18 protein-coding genes are annotated in these 24,285 nt (G+C 47.0%); 4 read left to right on the top strand and 14 right to left on the bottom strand.

The window, feature by feature from the left end:
- Window positions 1-15: 15 nt before the first annotated feature.
- The 11 genes from THEBA_RS07280 to THEBA_RS07230 all read right to left on the bottom strand — a co-directional run bounded on the left by THEBA_RS07280 (window position 16) and on the right by THEBA_RS07230 (window position 14,888).
- The gene (locus THEBA_RS07280) at window positions 16-1,185 is read right to left on the bottom strand and encodes an alpha/beta hydrolase (RefSeq protein WP_014731068.1); all 1,170 of its coding nucleotides are present in this window, start codon (window positions 1,183-1,185) and stop codon (window positions 16-18) included.
- Window positions 1,186-1,873: 688 nt separating this feature from the next.
- Window positions 1,874-3,697, bottom strand: coding sequence for a PfkB family carbohydrate kinase (locus tag THEBA_RS07275; protein ID WP_014731067.1), 1,824 nt, complete (start codon window positions 3,695-3,697; stop codon window positions 1,874-1,876).
- Window positions 3,694-4,695 carry a hypothetical protein gene (locus tag THEBA_RS07270; protein WP_236609112.1) on the bottom strand — a complete coding sequence of 334 codons (1,002 nt, stop codon included), beginning with the start codon at window positions 4,693-4,695 and terminating at the stop codon, window positions 3,694-3,696. The genes THEBA_RS07275 and THEBA_RS07270 overlap by 4 nt, the downstream gene beginning before the upstream one ends.
- A 31-nt stretch (window positions 4,696-4,726) precedes the next feature.
- Complete coding sequence (locus tag THEBA_RS07265; protein WP_014731065.1) at window positions 4,727-5,308, bottom strand: D-sedoheptulose-7-phosphate isomerase; 582 nt, start codon at window positions 5,306-5,308, stop codon at window positions 4,727-4,729.
- Window positions 5,309-5,311: 3 nt separating this feature from the next.
- Complete coding sequence (locus THEBA_RS07260) at window positions 5,312-6,241, bottom strand: ROK family protein (protein ID WP_014731064.1); 930 nt, start codon at window positions 6,239-6,241, stop codon at window positions 5,312-5,314.
- Window positions 6,242-6,263: 22 nt separating this feature from the next.
- A complete protein-coding gene (locus tag THEBA_RS07255) occupies window positions 6,264-9,380 on the bottom strand; it encodes an alpha-mannosidase (RefSeq protein WP_014731063.1) in 3,117 nt (1,038 codons plus the stop codon).
- Between the two features lie 61 nt (window positions 9,381-9,441).
- Window positions 9,442-10,596 (bottom strand): bifunctional L-alanine/L-glutamate racemase, encoded by a 1,155-nt coding sequence (gene aar / locus THEBA_RS07250; protein WP_014731062.1) that lies wholly within the window; start codon window positions 10,594-10,596, stop codon window positions 9,442-9,444.
- Between the two features lie 19 nt (window positions 10,597-10,615).
- Window positions 10,616-11,455, bottom strand: a complete 840-nt coding sequence (locus THEBA_RS07245) for a carbohydrate ABC transporter permease (protein WP_006486940.1) — start codon at window positions 11,453-11,455, stop codon at window positions 10,616-10,618.
- Entirely contained in the window at window positions 11,452-12,336 is an 885-nt protein-coding gene (locus THEBA_RS07240) for a carbohydrate ABC transporter permease (RefSeq protein WP_014731061.1), read from the bottom strand. Before THEBA_RS07240 ends, THEBA_RS07245 begins: the two co-directional genes overlap by 4 nt.
- Window positions 12,337-12,455: 119 nt before the next feature.
- Complete coding sequence (locus THEBA_RS07235; protein WP_014731060.1) at window positions 12,456-13,706, bottom strand: ABC transporter substrate-binding protein; 1,251 nt, start codon at window positions 13,704-13,706, stop codon at window positions 12,456-12,458.
- 30 nt (window positions 13,707-13,736) lie between these two features.
- The gene (locus THEBA_RS07230) at window positions 13,737-14,888 is read right to left on the bottom strand and encodes an ROK family transcriptional regulator (RefSeq protein WP_014731059.1); all 1,152 of its coding nucleotides are present in this window, start codon (window positions 14,886-14,888) and stop codon (window positions 13,737-13,739) included.
- Between the two features lie 319 nt (window positions 14,889-15,207).
- On the opposite strand from THEBA_RS07230, the gene THEBA_RS07225 reads away from it, so the two are divergent.
- Window positions 15,208-16,083 (top strand): type II secretion system protein, encoded by an 876-nt coding sequence (locus tag THEBA_RS07225; protein WP_236609110.1) that lies wholly within the window; start codon window positions 15,208-15,210, stop codon window positions 16,081-16,083.
- A 776-nt stretch (window positions 16,084-16,859) separates the two neighbouring features.
- Here the strand turns inward: THEBA_RS07225 and THEBA_RS07220 are convergent.
- The 3 genes from THEBA_RS07220 to THEBA_RS07205 form a co-directional block, all read right to left on the bottom strand.
- Window positions 16,860-18,359, bottom strand: a complete 1,500-nt coding sequence (locus THEBA_RS07220; RefSeq protein ID WP_236609109.1) for a thioredoxin-like domain-containing protein — start codon at window positions 18,357-18,359, stop codon at window positions 16,860-16,862.
- A 281-nt stretch (window positions 18,360-18,640) separates the two neighbouring features.
- Complete coding sequence (locus THEBA_RS07210; protein ID WP_014731056.1) at window positions 18,641-19,708, bottom strand: LacI family DNA-binding transcriptional regulator; 1,068 nt, start codon at window positions 19,706-19,708, stop codon at window positions 18,641-18,643.
- Window positions 19,705-20,985 carry an MFS transporter gene (locus THEBA_RS07205; protein ID WP_014731055.1) on the bottom strand — a complete coding sequence of 427 codons (1,281 nt, stop codon included), beginning with the start codon at window positions 20,983-20,985 and terminating at the stop codon, window positions 19,705-19,707. Before THEBA_RS07205 ends, THEBA_RS07210 begins: the two co-directional genes overlap by 4 nt.
- 284 nt (window positions 20,986-21,269) lie before the next feature.
- Here THEBA_RS07205 and THEBA_RS07200 point away from each other — a divergent pair, with 284 nt between their 5' ends.
- The 3 genes from THEBA_RS07200 to THEBA_RS07190 are packed head-to-tail and all read left to right on the top strand — an operon-like array spanning window position 21,270 to window position 24,283.
- Window positions 21,270-22,259 carry a Bug family tripartite tricarboxylate transporter substrate binding protein gene (locus THEBA_RS07200; protein WP_014731054.1) on the top strand — a complete coding sequence of 330 codons (990 nt, stop codon included), beginning with the start codon at window positions 21,270-21,272 and terminating at the stop codon, window positions 22,257-22,259.
- Window positions 22,260-22,303: 44 nt separating this feature from the next.
- Window positions 22,304-22,756 carry a tripartite tricarboxylate transporter TctB family protein gene (locus tag THEBA_RS07195; RefSeq protein ID WP_014731053.1) on the top strand — a complete coding sequence of 151 codons (453 nt, stop codon included), beginning with the start codon at window positions 22,304-22,306 and terminating at the stop codon, window positions 22,754-22,756.
- A 15-nt stretch (window positions 22,757-22,771) separates the two neighbouring features.
- Window positions 22,772-24,283, top strand: coding sequence for a tripartite tricarboxylate transporter permease (locus THEBA_RS07190; protein ID WP_014731052.1), 1,512 nt, complete (start codon window positions 22,772-22,774; stop codon window positions 24,281-24,283).
- Window positions 24,284-24,285: the final 2 nt, after the last annotated feature.

Raw genomic sequence — 24,285 nt, 5'->3', positions numbered from 1 at the left:
AAGAGAGCGATCTTCTCACATAGAAAACTCCGGAACGGACTCGGAAAGAGCAAATAACTCTTCTATTCCCCCGCCAAAGAAAACACTGTCAAAGAAGAGCTTTACCGCGCTGTCAAGATATCCAATTGCATCTTCATCGTTCATGAACCTTCCCGTTTCGCCGAAGAAGAATGTCAGCGGCGAAAGATTTCTGACCATCGCGAAATCTACATGTCTCATACCGCAGATGCGAAGATTGTAAAGGGACTCGTTTCTCTCTTTCGCAATCGTTGAAGAGTACTCCTCGCTGATACCGTGCTCCCATTCTTCAGTTGACATAAGCAGGATTTTATTTGAAAACGCAGTGTCCAGTTCTTGAACCGAAAATCCCTCGAGAGTCGGATCGGCAAGAACCATGGGAACGTCTTTATTAGCCAGTGCATACTGAATGGCAACCGCACCTCCTCCCGAGTGTCCATACAGTCCGATCTCATTCATATTAAGCCTTTCGAAGAAATCCGAAGAGGGGTCTTCGTTCATTCCATTAAGGTATTCGATGGCATAGTTTACATCGCGAGCCAGGTATTCAGACAGCATTCTAACCTTTGACTCTCTTGTGCCTTCAGGCAATCTCTCAAGAAGATCATTGCCGAGGAAGTAGTGTACATCCCCGTTCGAAAATGAAACCACCGCGCAGGCTCCCGGATGTTCTATACCCACCACCAGATAGCCGGCGCTTGCCAGTGATTCTGCAAGAGAGGTATGCAACTCGCTTATAGAAGACCATCCAAGAAGCAAGATTATGATCGGCCAGGTCGACGAGTCGTCCACGGGAGGCGCATCGATAAAGGAATTCGTTTTTACCCGATATATATGTTCGAAGAGTTCCTCGGGATACCCGGTCACTATTTCGAAGCCCTGAAAGACCAGAGGATCGTTATCTATCCATCCCTTTCTCGGAGCCGTGGAAACATCTCCAGCGGGATACCAGACCTCGAGACGGATCTTACCAGGATCGGAGTAGTTGATTCCGGCAACACTCATCGGTTGAGGATTAGATACTTCATAGGAACGAAATCCAACATTATGGGGGCCGTCGGGCAAAGGCATATGATTCAACGGAAACAAATAGTTCAGAATCGCGATTACTCCCATAAGAATACCGAATATCGCTACAATAGTTGAATAGCCACCCTTCGTCTTCATCACGGAACCTCCTTGAAGTTATACGCTTCCGACTGATTCCCCCTCTTCTAAATTATATCAACTCTCTTGCAGAGAACAGAAGAATGCTTACAACTAAGAAAGACCCATCAGAGTACCACTTTCTACCGGGGCATGCAGACTTGCTGAGTGACCTCTGACACTTCTTCGCAAAGATCATTCCTGTCTCATGAGTAAAGATCCCGTTATTTACTCTCTAAAAGCCAGTTAGATTCATCCCAAAATTCTTTCACCTTTCCGGAGAAGAGAAAATTGGGAAGCAAACTGAAACAAGATCCAGTGTAGTGATTCTTAAGCAGATTTGAACTGGTCAATTCGTGATCAAATTGCCATTTAGTTCTGAGAATACGTCCCCCGTTTATAGATTAAGACAACTGTCATCGACTTCTCGGTAAGCTGATTTCTCCCTGTATAGTTATCAAAATGACTGTATTGAAGCAAATTTACGACACCTAGACTCCTTCCGAGCTTTTCTGCGGAAGCCTGAATTGATCATCTGAGATACGCTAACAAAGAACAGTTATCTCATCTACTGCTCTTCAGCCATAGCAAAGCCATCCACGACGATCCTTTAGTTGTTCTGAAGAAAGGACTGTCGGAGCTATCGGAACCTTCTAAAATGCGTGCAGAGGATCATCCCCTTTTCATGCTGTTTCTGTGTCATGGACCGTTACGGAAAGATAAGCTCTATGAGTGCAGAAAGCGGGGAAAAGTCGGGAATAAGAACGTCGGCGCCGGCTCTCTTAAGTCTATTGAACTTCTCTTTGTTCCAGCCGAAACCTTTCCTTTCGTCTGAAGCCACCCCTATGGTGAAGGCTCCGGCTTCTTTTCCCACGCTAATTTCAACCGGACCATCTCCTATGACAATCAGCTCGTCGGGTTGCAATTTCCTATCCGTCAGTAGTCTCTGTATTACCTTCTTCTTCGAGTACTCCTCGAAGCTGCTCAAAGCTCCATAGACACCTCCGCCCATGAAGTCATAAACTCCCAGATATTTCGACTCTTCTATAACGTCTTCCAGATCGGTTCCTGAAGCAACAAGAAGAGTAATTCCCCTTTCATGAAGTGATTTTACAAATTCCAGTGAACCGCAAACCAGGTACCTGTCTCTTGAATCCTCATTGATCCGCTTTCTGACTATCTCTTTCAGATGCCCAGTATAGACCTGCTTGTACTGATGAGGATTAAGAATCTCTTTCTCAGAAACAAAGCCGTAGTCGATCACCAGTCTTTGAAGGCCTTCCATCTGGAGAATCGTCTGGAGTCCGGTAGTTTCGGCTATGAAGTCATTCACTTCTTCTTTTATCTTTTTACGAGTCTCTTCTTCAATCTCTCTATCTCCGGTAATAAAATGAATCATGAGGTCTCTCATAATCGGCTGCCATCCCTCCCTTAGAAGGGAAATGGTACCGTCGAAATCAAAGAGAACATACCTTGTCTTCCCAGGCAACCTTCGGGTATTCCTGAAGATAGACGGATCTTCGACTCTATAAGCATTAGGTTCTTCAAGCTTTGAGATTGATTCTCTCAACAACACCCCCGTTCCTTTCTGAGAAACACAGAGCGAAGCGGCCTTTGTGGCCGTCTTGGCTGAGTCCAATAACGAGACTTTCTTAACGCACAACTCCAAAGTCAAGGCCGCAATGAATGCATCTCCAGCTCCGCAGACATCCCTCACTTCTCCTTCGAGATTGAATATTCGATTCAGAATACCGTTCTTAAAGCAGAACGAGCCATCCTCGCTGGCGGTTACTACAACGGGTGAACTCACCAGTTTTGAAACCTCAGCGAGATGTTTCTGAACCAGTATTTGATCAGGACATCTGTTATTGTCATCTACAAGGCCTGCTCTTTCAAGGATCTGAGAAAATTCACCAAGGTTGGGCTTCAACAGAAAACCTGAAAAGGTCTCGAGCCAGTTTCTCGAATCCGCGACGAATAATTTCTCCGGGAATAGCTTTCGCAACACAATCAGTTGTTTTCTTACCTCTTCGTCTATACAGCCTGTTCCAGGAATTTCAGACTGATCTTGGACAATTATGGCATCAACCTGAGGAACGAGAAATTCTAACATTTCGACAATCTTCCGCCTGTTTTCTTCGACTAGGCCGGCCGGGGGAATATCAAGCCTTGGCAGATCCTCTTTCCCCGTCAAAGCATTGATGAATTTCATGTACAGAGGGGTAACCTGTCTTTCCGACTTCACAAGGAACTGCGTGCAAATCCCATAACGATTGAGCTCCCTCTCCAGTTCGACAGCCCTAGCGTCGAGTCCCACTGGGGCGAGGAGAATCACTTTCCCATCAAGCGTGGCAAGATTCTTAGCCACATTACCGGCCGCTCCGGGAGAGTACTCTTCTCTCACTCCCGTGATCGTCATAAGACCGGTTTCAAGGCTCGGCCTCGACAGATTGGGATCGTAATAGACATACTTATCCAGGAAGACGTCCCCGACTACGAGCACCCTAGCTTTCCTTTCCCAAGCTTGATTCATGGCATTCCCTTCATAATTAATCTGTAGAACGATGGCAGAGTCTCTTTATGATTTCCCTTTATGTAATAACCTTTTCCACCAAAAGCATTCGGGATTCTCGTTACTATCGATTTCACATCTCTGAAGTAATAAGAAGCAACTTCCTTGTTATTTTTCGAAGCCTCATCTAGATCTGCATCTCTTATATCAAAGCTGGCCGTTGTGATTAACTTTGGAGGTCTTCCAACATTTGCCGCCATCGATATTGCCTTCAGAACGACTTCAGCACCAATAACTGCAGAGCCTATCACTATACACACCCCGCCCTTTTCAAGCTTTGAAATTTCATTCGCGAATATGAGAAAGTCTCTTGCCGAGCATCCTCCAAGAGACTCACCGTCGAAGTATGGTGTCATATGGTATATATCGGTTCCCATTGCTGAGTGAACACAAAGCGGTATACTATCCCGATACGCATTGTACTGGACTGAGACCTCCGGGTACATGCAGTCAATCTTTTCTGGAAACGCTTCTCCGGATAGAAGTCTGCCCATCGACTCTCCATATCCAAGAAAGAGCTTATTTCCATGAATCAGTGCGTTGTTAATATACTTATTTGTCTCTTCTGCGAAGCCGAAAAGCCCTCTAGAAAGAGCATTCGGAATACTTTCCGAGGTCCTTCCACAGTAAGCCAGTTCAAAATCATGTATCGTAAAAGCCCCGTTCACCCCAAGGGCAGTAATGATCTTTTCATGCATAAGCGACGAAAGCAGCGGTCCCATTCCGTTCTTAATTACGTGCGCACCGCAGAAAACAATAACGGGTAAACCCTTCTCTTTTGCCTCAAGCACCTTCCCGGAAAGCTCTTCCAGTTCTGGTGACCTAAAGCCATCAGACTCATTTACTATTTCCTTTATGTCTATCAGATCCGATATCGACACCTCACTAGGTCTGTCCAACAAAGAATACACCTTCACATTAGAAGTATCGAAAACTGTGTACTCACCCTCGTATCTCATCGCCGCACCTTCCATTCTCACTAAGCTATATCTACTCTCTTCCGACGGTAATCGCCTCGATAAGCTGACACAATACGTGACCGAGAGTTATGTGCGTTTCCTGAATCCTGGGAATGTCAGTAGAGTCTACTTTGAACAGATAGTCGCATAAGCCAGGCATCTCGCCGCCAGTCTTCCCCGTTAATCCAACTCGCAGCGAACGTCTCTCTATCGCCACTTTCAGTCCCCTTAAAATGTTTGTCGATTTTCCGCTAGTGCTAATTGCAATCACAATATCCTCTTCTGCCAGAAAGGCTTCGAGCTGTCTGGAAAAGACCTGGTCATATCCAAAGTCGTTTGGGATTTCCGTGAGAATCGAGTCGTTACTGGGTAGCGATACTGCCCTGATCGGACTTCTTTCCAGATATAACCTTCCTACGAGTTCAGCCGCTAGATGCGCTGCATCTGCCGCACTACCACCGTTCCCCATCAGGTAGACGGTTCCGCCATTCCCCGTTCTTCTGGCTATTTTGCGCGCAACCTCGTATATCAGCTCTTCATACTTGTCGATAAACTCACTCTTTACTCGCATGCTCTCCTCGAAAGCCATACGCGCTACACGGTTAAACTCCATCTCCTATCTCCTTCTTCCCATTCCGCTTGCCACAATCAAAGCGGCATAGTCACCAATCCTGTCTTTGAGCTCCGTAATAACGACCCGATTTCTCGCCTCATCGCCGATAAGCGCTTCCTCCGCTGCCATCTTTAGAGCAGCCTCAAGCCAGATTTTCGGAAGGCGCCAGGCAAGGTTACCGAGAATTATCCTGTCAGGGTCGAGAATATCCAGCAGCACGGCGAGACCTTTCCCGAAGTATGCTCCGCTTTCCTCAAGGACGGTGATGGCGTTAGGATCCTTCTTCAGTGCAAGGTGTGAAATATCCTGAGTAGTCGTTCCCCGCTTAAACCGTTCAGGAAATCTGTAATGCGCATATAGTGAAATTCCCGTACCACCACAAAAAGACTCCCATGAACCGTTCTTTCCGTAGAGCGACGGACCATCCACGGCTACTCTCATATGACCAACCTCTCCAGCCAATCCCGTAGATCCACTATAAATATTCCCATTGATAATTATGCCTGCGCCCAGGCCGGTTCCCAGAGTCAGAAAGACAATGTTTAGAAAGCCCCTGCCGGCCCCCAGAATGCCTTCGGCAAGTGCACCGGCTCTTCCGTCGTGTTCGATCGTTATCGAGAAACCAAAACGCTCCACCAACGGCTGAACTATGTTAACGGTTCCCCATCGAAGGTGAGGAGGGTTGAACAAAGTACCCGTTTTACAATCCATAGGACCTCCGACGGATATTCCCACCCTGGATGGAATCAAATCTCCTGTAAGACCGATGATTTCTGAAGAGAGCCTCTTGATGAAGCTCTGAAAACCGAGCTCTGGTTCGGTCGGGAACTCTGCTCTTGCGAGGATGTTGAGAGCTTCATCTCCCAGAACGACGGCCGTTTTCGTACCTCCCACATCTATGCCAAGGAGGGTTCTTTCTTCAATCAACTCCATCGCTTTCCTTCATGATCTCGCCTCATTCGAACCTGAGCGTGTGGAGACCGAATTGCCTGTAGGGAAGCTCGACCTTACCGTCAATTACCGGGAGCTCGCACACTTTATCCTCGAGAACGTTCGAAATCCAGCATCGTTCAAAGGCCAGTGCAGTACTGATCTTTGCTACTCCCCGCCTCCCTTCGACTTCAGCGAGCCGGAGTACGTAACCGCTCTTCTCGGAATGCTTCAAGGCAAGTACCTTGAGGTTTCTCGCTGAGATTTGAATCACGGCTGTTCCAAGATCTATCTTTCCGTTAATCTTGATCATCTCCTTGTTAAGGCCCTCGGCTTCCTCGACCACCCTGACAGCATCCTCTCCATCATGAGAGAACAACGAGTAGGTGAAACGATGCCTTCCCTCATCTGCAAAGAAATCGGGATAAATGGGCGATCTAAGAAGTGTAAGAGATATATCCGAACCGTTGCAGGAATGACCATACTTGCCGTCGTTGAGAATAGCTACGGCAAGACCTGGCTCTTCCAGCTCGACCCAGCGATGAGCCGGAAATTCGAATCGGGCATCTTCAAAGGTGTTTCGAACCCTCGTACTTCTCCTTGAGTATCCCGCGGAGAGATCACATCTTACTTCTCTAGAAAGAATGCTGACGGGAAAGTGAGCCTTGAGAAGAGTCCTTCTAGTGTGCCAGTCGATATCGTTTTCAATATCCAGTCTCCTTGAAGAGGCACTTAAAATGTATCTCTGCACTATTGAGCTTCCTTCATACTCGTATCTCGCCTGAACAACCTTCCTCACCGGACCGCTCTCAATCGTCCTCACGTCGAGGGCGGTCAGTCTCTTGCCAGATATCTTGTAATCGTGATCGATATCCCATGCATCCCAAGCAACTGGAATGTCCTTGTATACGTAGAGACAGTTCCCTGGGCCGGAGGTTACTTCTTTTTGAAGTTGCTTATCAAAAACGGAAACACTTCCATCGGAGTTTACTTCAACACGCAAAAAGCTGTTTTCAAGGACGGGATCGCTTTCCATAGCGTGTTCCTCGACCTTCCCACCGAAACACTCGAAAACCTCGCTCGAAAAGGGTTGAATATCATGATCATAGCTGTAAACAAATCTTCCGTCATATGTTCTCTGGCTTGCCAGAACCTTGCCCGTCCCGTCATAGAGATTCATTTCATTATCGTCAATAAATATTGCTTTTTGAGGATAAGACCCAACATTGATTACGGTTTTGAATGAAGGGTTTCCATCGCCGGCAGGGTCAAGTAGAGTACCGGTTATTTGATTTGCCTCTCTGATTAACTGGCCAAGTTCATTTTCGGCCTGGATGTGAGCTTCATTTATTGATGAACCGGGAAGAATATCGTGAAACTCGTTGTGAAGAAGTGTCGCCCAAAGTTTCCTGGCTCTTTCGAGTGGATACTTTTCTCTACTGCAGACTATTGCACCGACGACTTCCAATCTGTATAGAGCGTCTTCCGCATCCTTATGCAACTTCTTTGTTCTTGCCTGGCTAGTATATGTTCCTCTGTGCAGCTCGAAGTACAGCTCGTCGTCCCAAACGGGCAGTTCCAGAGTGGAAGGCAACTCCTTGAAATACTTCGTCAAGGGGGCCATTTCGAGTTTCGGCATGCCAGGGTACTCTTTGAGCCTTTCATAGTATTCGACCATGTCGTCTGTCGGACCGCCGCCGCCGTCGCCGTAGCCAAAGGTGGTTATTGTCTTATCGTAAACTCTTTTATCCTGGAAGTTCTCCCATGTGCCAAGAATCGCTTCTGGATTAAGCATTCCGTTGTAACCCCCGAGAGGGTTATCGAAGAAATGGCAGACTATTTCACTGCCATCCAACCCCCTCCACAAGAAGAGGTCGAGAGGGAAACGATTCTTCTCATTCCACTTCAGCTTGGTCGTCGAAAAGTATTCTATTCCCGCTTCCTTCATGATTTGAGGAAGTGTCCAGGAGAAGCCAAAGACATCAGGAAGCCATGCCACAGAAGATCTCATACCGAACTCCTTTTCGAAGAACATCTGGCCGTATAGAAACTGCCTGGCAAGTGATTCGGCGCTGGAAATAGTGCAGTCGCTCTCAACCCACGTTCCGCCGATCGTTTCCCATTTGCCCTGCGAAATCTTCTCCTTTACCCTCTCGAAGAGATCGCGATCGTTCTCCTTCAAATCCATGTACATCTGAGCCGAAGACTGAAGATAAACGAATTCCGGAAACTTCTCCATCATTCTCACAGCATTGGCAAAGGTCCTTCTTATCTTCCTCTTGGTCTCATCTATCGGCCAAAGCCAGGCATAGTCAATGTGTGACTGACCGGTAACATGAACGGTGCCCACCGCACTATGCTCGTCTCTCAAGCTGGCTATATTACTCGCGAGTTTCTCACGGGCCTTCATGACCGTGTGGCGATAATTGTCGGTCAGTCTGTTTCCTTCGGACTTCTCAAACCTTGGGGATTGCCAGATCTCGTTTACGCTTCCATATGTATGGTGCCCGAAAAGAGTCGGATTGTCAGGGGCCGTCTTAAAGTACTGATCAGTAGATCTAGGAAGCTCGATCTCGGAGAGGCAGTCGCTTATGATTTTCAATAGCTTCTCTGAGAGGAATTCATCTCTGGTTGCCTCAAGAACCTCGATCGCGACCGTAAAATCGAGATATGTGCTTGATACGAATCTATCTTGAAGGAGCAGTTCGGCGCCTTCAAAGACCGGATCGGGCAAGTGAGTACCGAGCAGCCCCTTTGGGACTGTCTGTATATCAATTACGTGGCTCTTCCCATCAGCAAACTCCGTTAGGTCCAGAAACTGATGATATACATTTATCTCACCAAAAGAACGGCCGTCAATCAAGACCAGACTTTCTCCTCCGGGAACCGCTTTGAGGAAGAGCCTCTCTCCGTCTTCAGGTTTTTCTGACTCTATGGAGGTTCTGAACCACACCGGGAATTTTGTCTCATCCCACCGGTAGCCAACGGAGATCTCCTTCCAGCCTTTCTCGGGCGGTCTTTCCGCGCCGAAATCACTGAATCTCCATCCGCCAATCGCTTTTCTCTCGATCAAAGTATACGGGAAAAGCTCTGCTAGTTCCTTTCTAAGCCTTGTACAGTACTCATTTCTAGAATGATACACGGTGCCCCCTCCAGTCTTTCACAAGTTATCTTTCCGCGTATTCGATTAACGAAATTCCAGCTCAGCCGAGCTCTTTCATGGCTCTATCGAGATCCTCCGAAAGGACTTCAATTTCTTCTAGACCGGCATGAATCCTTATCAGAGATACATTGTCACCGGGGTCCCTGTGAGAAACGGCGTACGGAGAGATCAGACTTTCATATCCGCCCCAGCTGACGGCTCTCCTGAAAAATCTCAGGGAGTTCACGAATTTCTTTATCCTGTCGATATCCCGGGTCTTAAGCTTAAACGAGAAGAGGCCCGATCCTCCCCTCATCTGCTTCTTGGCAAGCGCATATTGCTCCGAGCTCTCGAGCATCGGATACAAAACGGATTCGACGGCTTCACTCTTCTGTAGCCTTCTGCTGAGCTCCATAGCGTTCTGGAAATGCACGGGCATCCGGATATGCAGAGTCCGGATCCCCCTCAGAATAAGCCAGGCAGCAAAGGGATCGGGAACGGCTCCAGTGTTGAGAAACTCTTTTTCGAATATTCTTCTGACATCCTCATCGGACCCTGCTACAACTCCTCCTACGACATCGCTGTTTCCGCCCAGATACTTGGATGCGGAATGGACTACCAGGTCTATTCCAAAATCGATCGGATTCTGGTAGATGGGAGTCGCCCAGGTGTTGTCTATTATCGTCTTCACACCCCTCATCTTGGCCAGTGAAGATACTTCCGTCAAGTCTTGCAGCTTAAAAGTGAAAGTAGTGGGACTTTCGAGATAGATAATCTTCGTGTTGGGTTTAAGAGCTGCCTCGATCTCATTCACATCGTTACCTTCCACATAGGTATGTTCCACTCCAAATCTGGCCAGATACTGGGTTACATAGGTGGATGTCCAGCTGTAGCAGTCCTTGACAGTTACTATGTGATCACCGCTCTTCAAGAAAGCGGAAATACTCGAAACGATTGCCGCAACTCCAGATCCGAAAAGCTTTGCCCTCTCCGCGTGCTCCAGCGCAGCCAGTTTCTCTTCGAGAATATTTACTGTAGGGTTGTTTCCTCTGGTGTACAGAAAATGGTTCGTCTCGTCTGAAAGGGCCGTTGAGAACTCGTCAAAGCCCTTGAAAGAGAAGATCGAAGTTTGAAATATGGGAGGATTTACCGCCCCACAAGGTAGATCGTCTTCACCCAGATGATGCAAAATCTCAGTTATGTACTTCTTTTCCATCCTCAAGATCCTCCAATCATTATCCTTTGACAGCGCCTTCGGTAAGTCCGGCTATTATATATCTCTGTGCAAAGGCGAAAACTATCATAGTTGGTAAGAGAGAAACAACAAGTCCCGCGCTCAAAACGTCCCAGCTTATCCCGGCCTTAGAAATGAACGAGTTCAACGCTACCGGGACAGTCATCTTTTCATCGGAGAAGATGAACATCGATGCCAGAAAAAGCTCATTCCAGATATTCACGAAGGCGAAACTGAAAATCGCTGCAAGTCCGGGCCTCGTTAGCGGAAATACCACTTTGAAGAGCGCCTGCAAAGTATTGCAACCATCGATCACGGCAGCTTCTTCAAGTGAAACCGGTATCCTGTCGAAGAAACTCTTTGACATGATCGTGCTGAAGGCAATTACCATGGTTACGTATAGGATAAACAACGTGGAAAGCCTATCGGTCATACCGTAGTTTGCCAGCATGACAAACAGAGGAGCCATCAGAATGAACGGAGGAACCATCTGAGTGAAATACATGGCTAACAAGGTACCGTTTCTGAATCTCTTCGCTCGAATTCGCGACAGTGCATATCCACTGAACATAGATATTAGCATGGCGGCTAAAGCAGCCGCAAGCGCCACTATTGCGCTGTTTCGAAAGTAAACTCCGAAGTTAGCAAAGCCAAACAACTTCGAATAGCTTTCGAAGGAAAGCTTTGAAGGGAGGTATTTCAAAGGAAATGTGTAGATCTCCCTGGGGCCCTTGAGGGATGTAACAACAACCCAGTAAAGAGGTAGTAGAGCCGCAATCAGATACAGCCCTAGAGCGATGACTTTGAAGACCTTACCGAGCACCTTCATGACTGTCTTCATACAGTTACCTCCTTACGGGAGGAGATATTCAGGAAAACAATCGCATACAGTAACAACATGGACATGATTATGAATCCTATCGCGGCTCCCTGACCGTAGTCATAGAACTGATAGATTCTGTTTATCATGTGTGTCGCCAGTATCTGAGTTGAATTGGCCGGCCCACCGCCGGTCATTCCATAGATTATCTCCGGGAAATTCATTATCCACATCGTCCTGAGCAGGACCGTGCTAACGATTGTCGGCCTAATGTACGGTATCGTGATCTTGAACAACTGCTTAAACCTATTTGCCCCATCTATTCTCGAAGCCTCATACAGCTCATTCGGAACGGACTGGAGTGCGGCAAGCAACATGATTGCGAAGTAAGGAATTCCGTACCAAACATTTGCGATGATCACCGACATCATGGCAAACTTAGGATCTGACAGAAAACCTATTGGGTTACTAATAATCCCAACTCTTACCAGAATGTCATTGATTATCCCAAACTGACCGTTGAACATCCACGCCCAAATGAGACCTATGGCAAATCCCGACACCGCCCATGGATAGAAAACGAGAGACGAGTAGATTCCTCTCCCCTTAAAGGGTTTTCTCATTAGTAGTGCCAGTCCGAAGCCAAGGCCGAACTGGAAAATCAAAGAGAAAAAGACCCAGACAAGTGTGTTGATCAGTATTCTTACGAAATCGAAATTTCTGTCGGTTATGATCGCTTTGAAGTTACCAAACCCAATGAATCCAGTATCAGAGAGGTCAAACATGTTATAGCGCTGAAACGCCATAACCCCGCCACGGATAATAGGTGTGTAAGTAAAGACTATAAGAAGGATGAAAGCCGGAATCATCATTATGAAAAACTTCCAGAAATTCTTTCTCAAAATCAACACCTCTCAGAACATCTCTCTGCCTGCTCTAGAAAAACGGCACGGCGGGCAAATCTCGAACTGTCTCTGCGCCGTGCCGAATCGTCAATCAGTCAGTATCTTTCAGTTTTTTATCAGTCTTCCCAGTACTCGGCCCACTTTGCGGCAACGGCTTCGACTGTGGTATCACCGAGGAGCAGAGATTGCATGTCCTGCTGGTGAATCTCCGGCCAACCCGGCCACTTTTCGGAGTCAAGAGGATAGGACGCGAAGATGTACTTCTCCGGGTGACTCATCATGTAACTCCATGCCGTATAGACGCCGGAACTGAAGTATGGATCATTCTCATATGTGGAAGAATGGATTGGAAGCGGACCGTAACTCTTGCTGAAGTATGCGTTTACCTCGGGGCTCGAAATATACTTTATGAACTCCCATGCCTGTTCTTTGTGCTTGGAATATGAGGGTATTCCGAGTCCGCTGAATCCGTAGTCCATATAGGCCTTGCCGGAGGGACCTACCGGGATGGGTACCACAGTGTAATACTCTCTACCGAGCATCTCATCCACAAGGGCGACCGTATCCGGATCCTGAATGAGGAACGGAGTGATACCCGATACAAAGGCATTCACCTGTTCGTTGAATCCCCAGTTGATTCCGTCTGCAGGGACTCCACCCTCGAAAAGCCTCACATACATTTTAATACCCTCGATGGCTCTGGGGTCATCGAAATAGGCTTCTCCGGATTTCGTCTTATAAATATTGGTTGCATCGATGTCGCTTAGGAAAGAAGTGGCTATAAGATCTGAGAATTTAAACTCCCATGATTTTCCTCTGAACCCGAATCCATACTGGTTCTTTTCGGGATCAGTGATGTCGATACATAGCTCAACAAGCTCGCTCATAGTCTTTGGAATGTAACTTACGCCTAGTTTCTCCAGAATATCGGTTCTTACGAATAAACCCTTGATGAAGAAAAACTGAGGAACAATGAATGCCGTGTTATCGACGGTTCTTGCGGCCTGATTGGCGACAAAGGTAAGAGTATCATTGTGCTCCCAACCGGCAAGGTAGCTCTCGAGATTCTCTAGCTTTCCGTTGTTGACGAACTGTTTCACCGTATAATCCCTGACTTCGATAATGTCGAGTGGCTGGTTCGTGTTGAGCATAAGAGTTGCCCTTTGGTCCGCCTGCTCGTATGGAGGAGATATCAGGTTGATCTTGATATCAGGGTTCTTAGCCTCGAAATCTGCAATTATCTCCTTGATTACCTGTGTTCTTGCAGGACTGGTGAGAACCTCGATGAAGTTCAGAGTAACTACGCCAAACGAGGAGACTCCGATAAGCACTACCAGTAACAGCGAAAGAACTACTTTCCTTTTCACTTAAATTCCCCCTTTTCTCAGTTTTCAGTGCTAGTTTGAAAGCACTTTATCCATCAAGTAACTGAAAATCGCATAACTCGCAGCCCCCGTAGAGAATGCTCGAAACTGATTCGTAAAACCTTTTATGAGTTGAACACTGCCCCTCGAAAAAAGGTTAGATTCAAACGAATCCTTTAGCGCCGAGAAGAAAACTTTTCCAAAATCTAGAAGCCGCCCATTGACTACAACTGCTTCGGGACCTACAATGTTTGAAACAAGAGCTGCGATACGACCGAGTTCGTCACCCACTCTACTCAGTACAGAATTCATTTTTTGCCCACCGTTGAATCTCCTGTCCAAGAAATCATCGATTTTCCCGCAGCTGACTCCGATTTCCTTGTTCAAGTCACTGACAACCGTATCCAGACTAAACCGGCTATTCTCAACTTGGCCGTTGCAGAAGCTCTTGATAAGAGCGTAACTGATCTGACCGGAATATCCGGAGCTTCCGCCGTAGATCTCGTCGTTCAATATGATCCCTGCGCCAACACCTTCATCAAAATACATACTGATGAACGATCTGATATCTCTGCATTTTCCAAAGCATTTCATTCCGAAGGCTGCGCCATCGGCATCATTGACGAGAAACACGGGCAGACCAAACTTTTCGCGGGTAATCTCTCCCACCGGGAAATCCTTCCAGTCGCTCAAACCGTAGGGGGCGTAAATCACACCTTTCTCTTTGTCCAGAGGAGAGGGAACTCCAATACCAATGGCATCGACATCGATGCCATTTCTGAAACATTTGTTCAGCAACCTCTGAACGACTTCAAAGAGATGGGCAGTAGCATCTGCTCTAGTCAGGTTAGAGACTTCTTTGCTCACCGATTCGAGAAGCTCACCACTTGCTGTCATGACCACTCCAGACGTGCTTCCCCTTGCAAGATTCACTCCGATAGCTACTGCAGCATCGCCCCTAACTCTCATAGGGATAGGTGTTTTGCCAACTAGACCCGTCTTCAACCCGGGGGTTTCTTCGACAATATTCAGATCCAGAAGCGCGGCAAGTATGGCAGAAATTGTTGTCTTGGTGAGTTCGGTTTTCCTCGCGATTTCAACTCTTGAAATATCCGGATTTGCGAGCAGAAGCTGTATCACTCTTCCCATGTTCTTTTCCCTAAGATCACCGGGCTTCGTTATCACTTTTGGGCACCTCTGAAACTCAATTTGATTATTTAGTAATAGTTTCTTACTAAATATTATATAGGACACAGTGCTGAGTTCAAAGAAGAATCGAGTCCAATTATTCCCGTTGAGTGGCGATTATCTCAGGCCAAAGGTGATTAAAGTCAATGGTTGCCATAGCGCGATAAGCAATGATGAGAAAGATGCAAAGCACTTCTAAGAAATATCTTTTAAGTGCTTTAATTGACAATCGTAGATCCCCTGTTGGCACGAGATTGCAGCGCAGGTAATGACAGAATTGGTGAGGGAGTGAGTGAACTTAACTATGAGTTGTTTCATGTGCAGTAGAAGACGAGGGTTTTCTGTTATCGAGATGCTTATTGTTCTCGCGGTACTTGCCGGCCTTATCGCTGTCATTGCACCTATAGGGGTTAATACGCTTCGTAAATCACAGGCCGTTTCAGTTGCAAAAGATCTTAAGACGCTTTCTAGTGTTTTTTCAAGTAAGATCTACCTGGATGGGGGAGTGCCCGTAGTTATCGGCGAACTCGGGAGAAATGTTGATGGCCGTTCCTTCGGCGCCGCATGGAAGAAGAACGATGATGGCGAGTACAACTACTTCGTATTCACAAATCGCAGTGTAGACTTCGAGACTGTCTCGGATGTCCTAGTCGATTCAAGACAGGGAATTCCCTTTGGAATAGACGACTTCACTTTTCTTGACGGTGGGTTAGGAAGAGAATCACTTGACTCCGAAACTATTTACTACAGTCTGCTAGGCGAAAATTTCATCGCCCCGCTCACGGAATTCGGATCTACCTTCAATGAAATAAGCGAAGGACTGAAAACTCTAATTCAAGAGTTTTTCGTGAATAACGGACGATACCCCAGAGATTGGATCGATAAAGAGTCCGGCAAAGACTATAGGTTTGAAGATCTCTCGCTTGACGCTTCTTTCTGGGCTAATAGTGCATTTGGTGGCGTTGTTTATAAACCGGCAGGTAAACTTCTCAGAGTCAGTCCAGACAAAGGTTATAAGTTTGTCTTTAACTTTCTGGGATCATCTGAAAAGGGCGAACTTACCGAGAGGCTAAAATGGGACCTGATTTACAACATCGGAAACGACTCCGCAGACACTGGCTGCTGGTATTTTCACAGTCTCGAGGGAAGAAAGATAGATATCTCAACCCTGGAAATAGTGAAGCTCAGCTAAATGGGTTAAATGGAGACACTAACTCGACTAAAACTAGACCGTTTCGGTTTTGACAAAGGACTGAGATGGTGAAGCAAGTTCAGATTACGGTATGCGACGTTTTACAGCTAGACAAACAAAGTCATTCGAACTTGTTTCGGGATCCGGGCTTTGAAATACAGTCGTCGGGGATTGAAGGTTCATTATAGGAAGAACAAGAGAGACTGGTTGGCCGTTGAGTGGTTCTCCGTTCTCCAAAGAGAAACCCCGTTCTTCCACAGCGAGGATCTGTTCCTCGTTTCTGGTCAAAGTCAATAAACACAAGATTCTGAATCAAGTTCCGATGACGGAATGTTGTGTTCTTAAGAATCACAGGACGCTGTCATGTTCAGATGACGCATTGTTCGATTTTCTTAACGATCTTGATCTTTATACCTCTACTCCACACATCTGACCTCTCTCATTGTTCCACCCTTCGACCCTATTACAGAAACCACGATAGCCTTGAGTCCATTGATGTTCTTCAGTAAATTGCGCCCAATAATCTATTCTTCCTCGCGCCAGCGAGCGTCGGTTCCTGCCGTAAATAACATCACTTTTGCCTTTGTTCATCGATTTCTGAGGACGGTGGACCGTTGATGAACAACGTGATTTTATCAGCGTTCACGGCTCTTTGCCCGGCGAAGTCGGCAATGACCTCTGCAAAGCAAAGACTGCCGCATGAACTGCGACTTGCCAGGTGGAGCCGACTGGCTTTCTAATCGCATCTAGCTATGGCATACCCCAGCTCCGAGACTCTATGTCCATTTTTCTTGGCTCTCTATAACAAGTTCTTTCAGCTCCGTGCCGTCGAAGACTCTTATCAAGTGGTTATTGGTATCTGCTATGTACAGTAATCCTTTGTGAAACTTGACGTCATTGGGTTCAAATAGACCGAGGCTTGAACATTTATCGCCGTTCAGTGTACATGTACCCTCCCTTAGGTTCTTTATTACCGTCTCGACGCGCCTTATTCCGAGATCGATCTTCCTTATTGCGTGATTGTAAGTGTCGGCCACGTAGAGAAATCTGCCTTCACCGTGAATTCCAATAGGGTGCTGGAACAAAGACCTCTTGAGAATCCCGTCCACATAACCGAAGGAGAATAGACCACTTCCGGCAACTGTTTGTACCGTCCCGGCTTCCAGATCTACAAATCTGATTGCAGAGACTTCGGAGTCGGCCACATATAAGCTGTTTCTATCGAGAAACAAACCGCTGGGCTGCGCAAAATTAGCGTCTTTCAGGTGCCCGTCGCCGATGTTTTCTACTCCACTTCCCGCAAATGCACTTATAGTGTTGTTTTCAAGATCCAATCTCCATATCTGGTGCATTCCCGCCATTGCAATGTACAAGAATCTGCCATCAGTTTGGAGATCCCAGGGCGAGTTAAGTCTCGCTTTCGAAGCGTCTCCATTGTAATTCCAATCGTTGTCCTGAAATCCGTCGCCGGACAGTGTACTTAGACATCTTTGGTTCATATCTGCGATACGTAATGCGTGGTTCTCGGTGTCGGCAACGTATAGTCTGCCATTAGAGTAGACTATTCCTTGAGGTTTGTTGAGGCGCGCATTTTCAAAAGGCCCGTCCTCTAAGCCACTTAGGCCGCTCCCGATCTGATCTATTGTCTTCGCCACAAAAGGAGTAGAAAGCTCCGTTAAGAGTATCCGATCGTTATTCGTATCGCTTATGAATAGATTCTCTCCGTCGCCAAAGGCAATCTTCCCGGGGAAAGAGAGATTGGATTCACTCTTGGTAAGCTCTAGCTTAACCGGAATTCTCTTCTCGCTAAGAACTCCCTTCCTCTTTCCTTCTTCGAGAGCCTTTGAGATCTCATGTGAAAGGTATTCTCGCTTTCCCTCTCCCGATATCTTAGACAGTATCTTTCCATCAGGCCCAATAAGAACATATGAGGGCCACGCACGGATCACATATCTTTCCCAGAGGAAGTAATCATTATCGATTACTACCGGATGTTGGATCTCATATCGTTGGACTGCCGCTCTTATGTTACGCTCATCATGCTCGTTTTCGAATTTCGCCGAATGGACGCCAATTACTACGAATGGGCTATCCTCATACTTTTTTTCGAGCCATTTGAGGTCCGGAATGACATGAATACAGTTTATACAGCAGTATGTCCAGAAATCGAGCAGAACCACATAACCCTTCAGATCAGCAAGGGTCAGAGGTCTCTCGACATTTATCCACTTGCTAGACTCTGGAAATTCTATCGCTCTTCCATACAAATCGATCACCCCTTTCGAACTTTGACTTTAGAAGAAGGATAATGGATCATGCTCCTCCGTTCCAATGGAAAGGATCGCCTCTGTCATTAGAAGAAGCTTTCAAAACATTCTATTTGCTTGCACAGAGTCAGCCAAAGAGCCCTTCTCAACAGCGCCTTCTTACAGATAGTCTTACAGATGAATTCCAAATGATCAGGCTCCTTCAGAAAGGAGAATCAAGGCGGTCGAAGGAGACAATGAGCATAAAAAAGCAGCGATGCTAGGCCCTTGAAAACCTTCAATTGGAGCAATCACTTATGCATTACGCTTGTGGAATTCCTTATCGTAAGCTTGACATCGATAATCGTATCGGAGACTTCCTTTCCAGACAGTATCTTTGATAGAGCAACCACCGATTCCGCCCCGAGGGTTCTGGGATCCTGATCGACGGATGTAAGCGTGGGAATCGTTATCGGAGCGATGAGGTTGTTGTCATAGCCCACCACAGATACCTGATCAGGGACGTTGATACCTTGATCAGTCAAGAAACCTATTACACCAGCGGCCACAAGGTCGTTAGCCGCTATCACTGAATCTACTTCAACCATTCTCTCAAGAAGCTCTCTCGCTCCGATGTAACCGGCCTCGTAATCGTATCCACATATTACAATGAGCGAGGGATCGTACTCTATTTTTTCCTCTTCGAGAGCCCTTCTATACCCCATGTACCTGTCGAGCGTCGTGTATTTGCCGGCATCCTCGCTCGAAGCCACTTCCCCAATCGTGTCTATGGTACATGGGCTGGACCAGAAGCCGGCGAGAAAGCCAACCCTCTTTCTTCCCAGTCTGAGCAAGTACTTTGTCGCAAGATAACCGCCCTTAACGTTGTCAGTATAAACATGAGGCTTAGACTTGAAGACGTTTCGCCTTCCGACAACTACAATTGGGAGCTCCTTGAAACTCTCTATTTGCGGAAGAGGATCCCCGGTGGAAACCGGACAGTAGATGAGACCATCTACAACCGTTCGAGAGAGACTGTCGATCGCAGCTTTTTCGAGTTCCCTCTTTCCGTCGGAAGTGGAGATAATTATTACATGATCGATCTCTCCGGCCTTAAGAATGGCTCCCGCAATCATCGCGCTGAAAAAGGGTTGGGAAACATCCGGAACTAGCATACCTATGACATTTGTGGTCTGGCCCTTCATGAATCTGGCTCCAACATTTGGTTTGTAGTTGAGCTTTTTGACTGCATCCCAGACTTTTATCTTCAAGTCTTCTTGCACAGGCCTTGAACCATTTAAAACCCGAGAAACCGTTGCGGCCGAGAGGCCAGCGTAATCAGCAACCTGTTTTATGGTAACCCTGTCGCTCTTTCTCACAGTACTTCACCTCCTTGACCGGAAAAGGACTTGAGAAAAGGCAACGCCACTAAGCTTATTATAACCAGAAGAGTAACTATGCCAAAAGTCGAATTGAAAGCTGCAAGGTCAATCTCCGCTCCCCCACTCGAAGAGAAACGCTGCATCAGGAATCCCGTGCCAGACTGAAAAATGATTACAGAGATGAAAGTGAAGAGGTTCATACCTCCAAAGAGAGAACCTCCACGGCCTCTGGCTGCCAGATCGTTGACACCTGCAGTAAGATGATCGTAGGTTATACCCGCAAAGAATCCCAGAAAGAATCCGACCAGTCCCGGTATAAGAATCGGCAGCCGGCTCCTCATAGAAAACCAGAAGAAAACCCACGAAGCACCATAGGAAACACATGAAACGGTTATCGCAGGGAGCCTCAATCTTGCCGGCCTTGCGATGTATGCCCCTACAAAGTTTCCGACCATCACTCCGATGCTTATCAGCGTCGACCATAAACTCGCCGTACCATACGAAACACCGTAAGAAGTCTGGTACCAGGAAACAGCCCAGAGACCTTGCAGTGACATCAGGGCACCAAACGACGTTCCCCAAAGGACAAGCATCAGCTTTAGCTGCCTCGACCTGAGGATCTTTCGGAATGAATTTTTTAGATTATCTAAAAAACCTTTTCTTTCAATTTTGCCATCAATTGAGATCACAGGATCTCTCCTCCTGAAAGCGATTAGAGACGCTGCAAGAGCAAAATTCAAAAAGGCGAGAAAGACGAAGACATTTCTTCTGCCAAATTTGTCGAGAGCAAAGGCAAGAGGAGCGACTGAAATCACCGCGCCAAAGTTCCCAAGAGTGTAAGTGATTCCCGAAAAGAATGAGTATTTGTCCCTGTGAAAGGAGTGCGACTGGTAAACAAGCACTCCGGAAAGCATTGGCGCAAGTCCAAAGCCCGTTAAAAGACGACCTACACCTAGCATCGTTGGATTCGAAGCGAAACCGAAAAGTAGCGCCCCGATTCCGGTTGTAAGCATCCCTAGCGAAACTATCCTAAGCGGTCCAAATCTGTCGTTGAGTGCGCCGCTTATCGGTTGCATGAATGCGTACGCGTAGAAATACAGACTGGAAATGAATCCGACAAGGGAAGCACTCATTCCCCATTCCGTCGAAATCGCAGGAAGGCTTACAGAAGCGGATACCCTGAAAAAATACGAAAAGAAATATGCCGATACAAGCAGGCAGTATACTGGAATCTTACCCTTATTGTTTGAAATCATCGCTTCTCTTTCACTCACATATTGCCTCCAATATCTGGAAAAGCTTTTCCCAACATCGTGGAAATGGACCATTTTCCCCGATACAATTCGAATTATGTCTCTGAAAACTCACAGAAGCCTAAGTGAAAAACTCTCGTAAAAAGAACAGTAGCTTTCTTCTTTACTTTTCGTAAATAGTATACATTAAGAGTTTGGTGAAAACAAATATCTGTCTCAGCTTTTTGGAATTTCCCCATCTTATGAAGTATAATCTATCTAATTGAAATGGCAAACGTTTTCCGATTTCGAGGAGGTGGATTGTTGTGAAGAAAGTTCTTCTGTTTTCGCTAGTTCTTGTTATTGCTGCATCAGTTCTTGCATCGTACCCTAACAGGTCAGTAACTCTCGTTATTCCTTGGGCGGCCGGCGGGATCACCGACAGAGTGGGAAGGGCATTTGCACCTTATCTAGAGAAGTACCTGGGAGTTCCCGTTGTCGTTCTGAACCAACCGGGCGCTTCCGGAGCAATTGGAACGGATTTTGCTTACTCCAAGCCGGCAGATGGGTACACGCTACTTCTCTCGGCAGAGACTCCAGGAGTCTTCAGAGTTATGGGAACGGGCAAGCTTGGCTTCGATAACTTCGAAGGAATTATGATGCTTGTGGAAGATACGAAAGTGGTAGTCGTTCCGGGCAACTCGCCGTACCAGACTATGGATGAACTCGTTACCGCAATTAAGGAGAACCCCGGAAAGATAAAGATGTCATACTCTGGCCCTGGGGCCAGCGGACACATCCAGGGACTTCTGCTGGAAGAGGTTGGTCTTGATGTTTCCATGACTCCATTCGGCGGTGGCAGCCCTGCCATGCTCGCAACAATAAGCGGTCAGGTTGATTTCACATTTGGCAACATCGGCACGGTTCTCGATTACTTGAAAACCGGTGATCTGAGAGCCCTTGCCGTCTACACAAAGGGAGAGAGATCTCCTGCGATTCCAGATGTTCCTCCAATTGCGGACGCGATTCCCGAAATGGCGCGTTACCTGCCTTTGACATTCCCAAACTGTATTCTTGTAAAGGAAGGAACTCCCCCCGAGATCAAACAGGTTATTCTCGAAGCCGCTCAGAAGGCAGTTCAGGATCCGGGATGGATCGAATTCACGGAGTCAAGCTTCTACAACAGAATGCACGACGTTCAGGGCGACGCTGTTATCGAATACTGGAAGCGCTGGACCTCGATCGTTGCATGGCTTCTCTATGACGCTGGAGTGGCTCCCAATAGTCCTGCAGACTTCGGAATAGAGAGATTCTGATCTATCGACGGTAGACTTCGTGTCTACCGTCTTTGGAGGTTATTATGAAAGAAAAAACGAGTGGCGGTCTCAATTTCCAGATAATCGAAGGAGCTTTCTTCGCTGTAATCGCCGTCTTCATAATTGTAGTCTCGGCTGGGATGAACCCTTACGGTTCCTGGTCACTTGCGCCCGGTCTCTTTCCATTGATAATGGGTGTAATACTTTTAGTGCTTGCAATATCTCCAATATTCCAGGCGGTGAGAAGCAAGAGTTTCAAATCGGGTGGTTTTGACAAGGTTGATTGGCTCAGAATTACAATTTCAATGGCACTTACGTTCATATATGTCTGGCTTCTTCCGATGATTGGCTTCATTGCTATTTCAATTCCTTACCTGGCCTCGATGCTGCTCCTACTTGGAGAGAAGCGTTGGTGGTTGTTGGGAATAATCTCTGTGGGGACTACTCTTGGCCTGTATTACGCCTTTGGTGTTCTACTGAGTGTCTACCTGCCTTGAGAAGGTGATGTGCACATGGTTGAACAGATACTCGCCGCGATAGATCTAAGGTTCATTTTCCTGGTATTTGTCGGTGCCTTTGCCGGACTTGTTGTAGGCGCAATGCCGGGGCTTTCCGTCACAATGGCTACCGCGATTCTTGTTTCGGTAACGTTCACGTGGACGGTCAACGATGCTATGGCCCTTATGATGGGAGTTTATGTCGTTGGAGTCTTCTCCGGTGCTATATCCGCGATACTCATAAACATCCCAGGAGCTCCCGCATCGGTCGCAACGACACTTGACGGCTTTCCTATGACCATGAAGGGACAGGCCAGAAAGGCTTTACGAGTTGCTACCGTCTATTCTTTTGTTGGTACTCTTTTTGGTCTGATAATGCTGGCCTTACTCGCAAAACCAGTTACAAAGATTGCCCTACAGTTCTCGCCAATGGATTACTTTCTACTTGCCCTCTTCGGCCTTACCACTGTCGGATCCTTGACGTCAAAGAACTTCCTAAAAGGATTGATTAGTGCAACACTGGGAGTAATAATAAGCTTGATTGGAATCGATCCGATTATGGGCACACCGAGATTCACATTCGGCTCGATGAAGCTTCAAGCAGGTATTTCGCTGATAGCTGCTCTGATCGGTCTGTTCGGTTTTTCGGAGATTCTCGTTCAGATAGGGCAGCGCTCACTCCAACCGATAGCCGGTAAACTGGGGAAAGAGAAGGTCGGTTTTCGGCAGCTCATGAGGCACATTCCCCTTTCACTCCAGTCGGCTGTGATAGGTACCTTCATAGGCGCGCTGCCAGGCACGGGAGGCCCAGTAGCTTCTCTAATTGCTTACGATCAGGCGAAAAAGACGGTCAGAAAACCCGAAGTTCCGTTTGGCGAAGGGGCCGTAGAAGGGATAGTTGCAAGCGAATCTGCAAACAATGCCTGCATAGGAGGCGCACTTATACCCATGCTGACACTTGCTGTGCCCGGAGACGCCGTTACTGCCGTTCTTCTGTCCGCAATGTACGTCCACGGCTTGAGACCCGGTCCTCTGCTTTTCACGCAGACTCCCGACCTCTTCTATGTAATACTGGCTGCTGGAATAATTGGATCTCTTTCGATAATTGCTCTCGGAATCGGTGTGGCTCCACTAATGGCAAGGATGGTACTGATTCCGAAGAAGATCCTCCTTCCTGTGGTCGCAATCTTGTGTATAATCGGCGCTTATGCGATAAACTCAAGTGTTTTCGACATCCTTATTATGGCCATCTTTGGTCTGATTGGCTTCGTCATGAGAAGGAAGGGATACTCGGTGGCGCCAATGGTTCTCGGTATTGTGCTGGGATCATTGATGGACGCTAACTTTAGAAGGGCGGTATCGCTTGCTTCGGCAGGAGACAATCTGATAATCTCAATGTTCTCAAGACCCATCAGCATTATTCTTATTGTCTTCATTCTCATATCACTGTTTTCCAATTTCAAGTTTGTCAAGACCGGGGTGAGAAAACTCTTCTCCGGAAGGTCTGACAAAGGAAAGGAGAATTGAAA

This window comes from Mesotoga prima MesG1.Ag.4.2 (assembly GCF_000147715.2).
Taxonomy (GTDB): domain Bacteria; phylum Thermotogota; class Thermotogae; order Petrotogales; family Kosmotogaceae; genus Mesotoga; species Mesotoga prima.
This window is presented reverse-complemented; position numbering and strand designations above follow the sequence as displayed.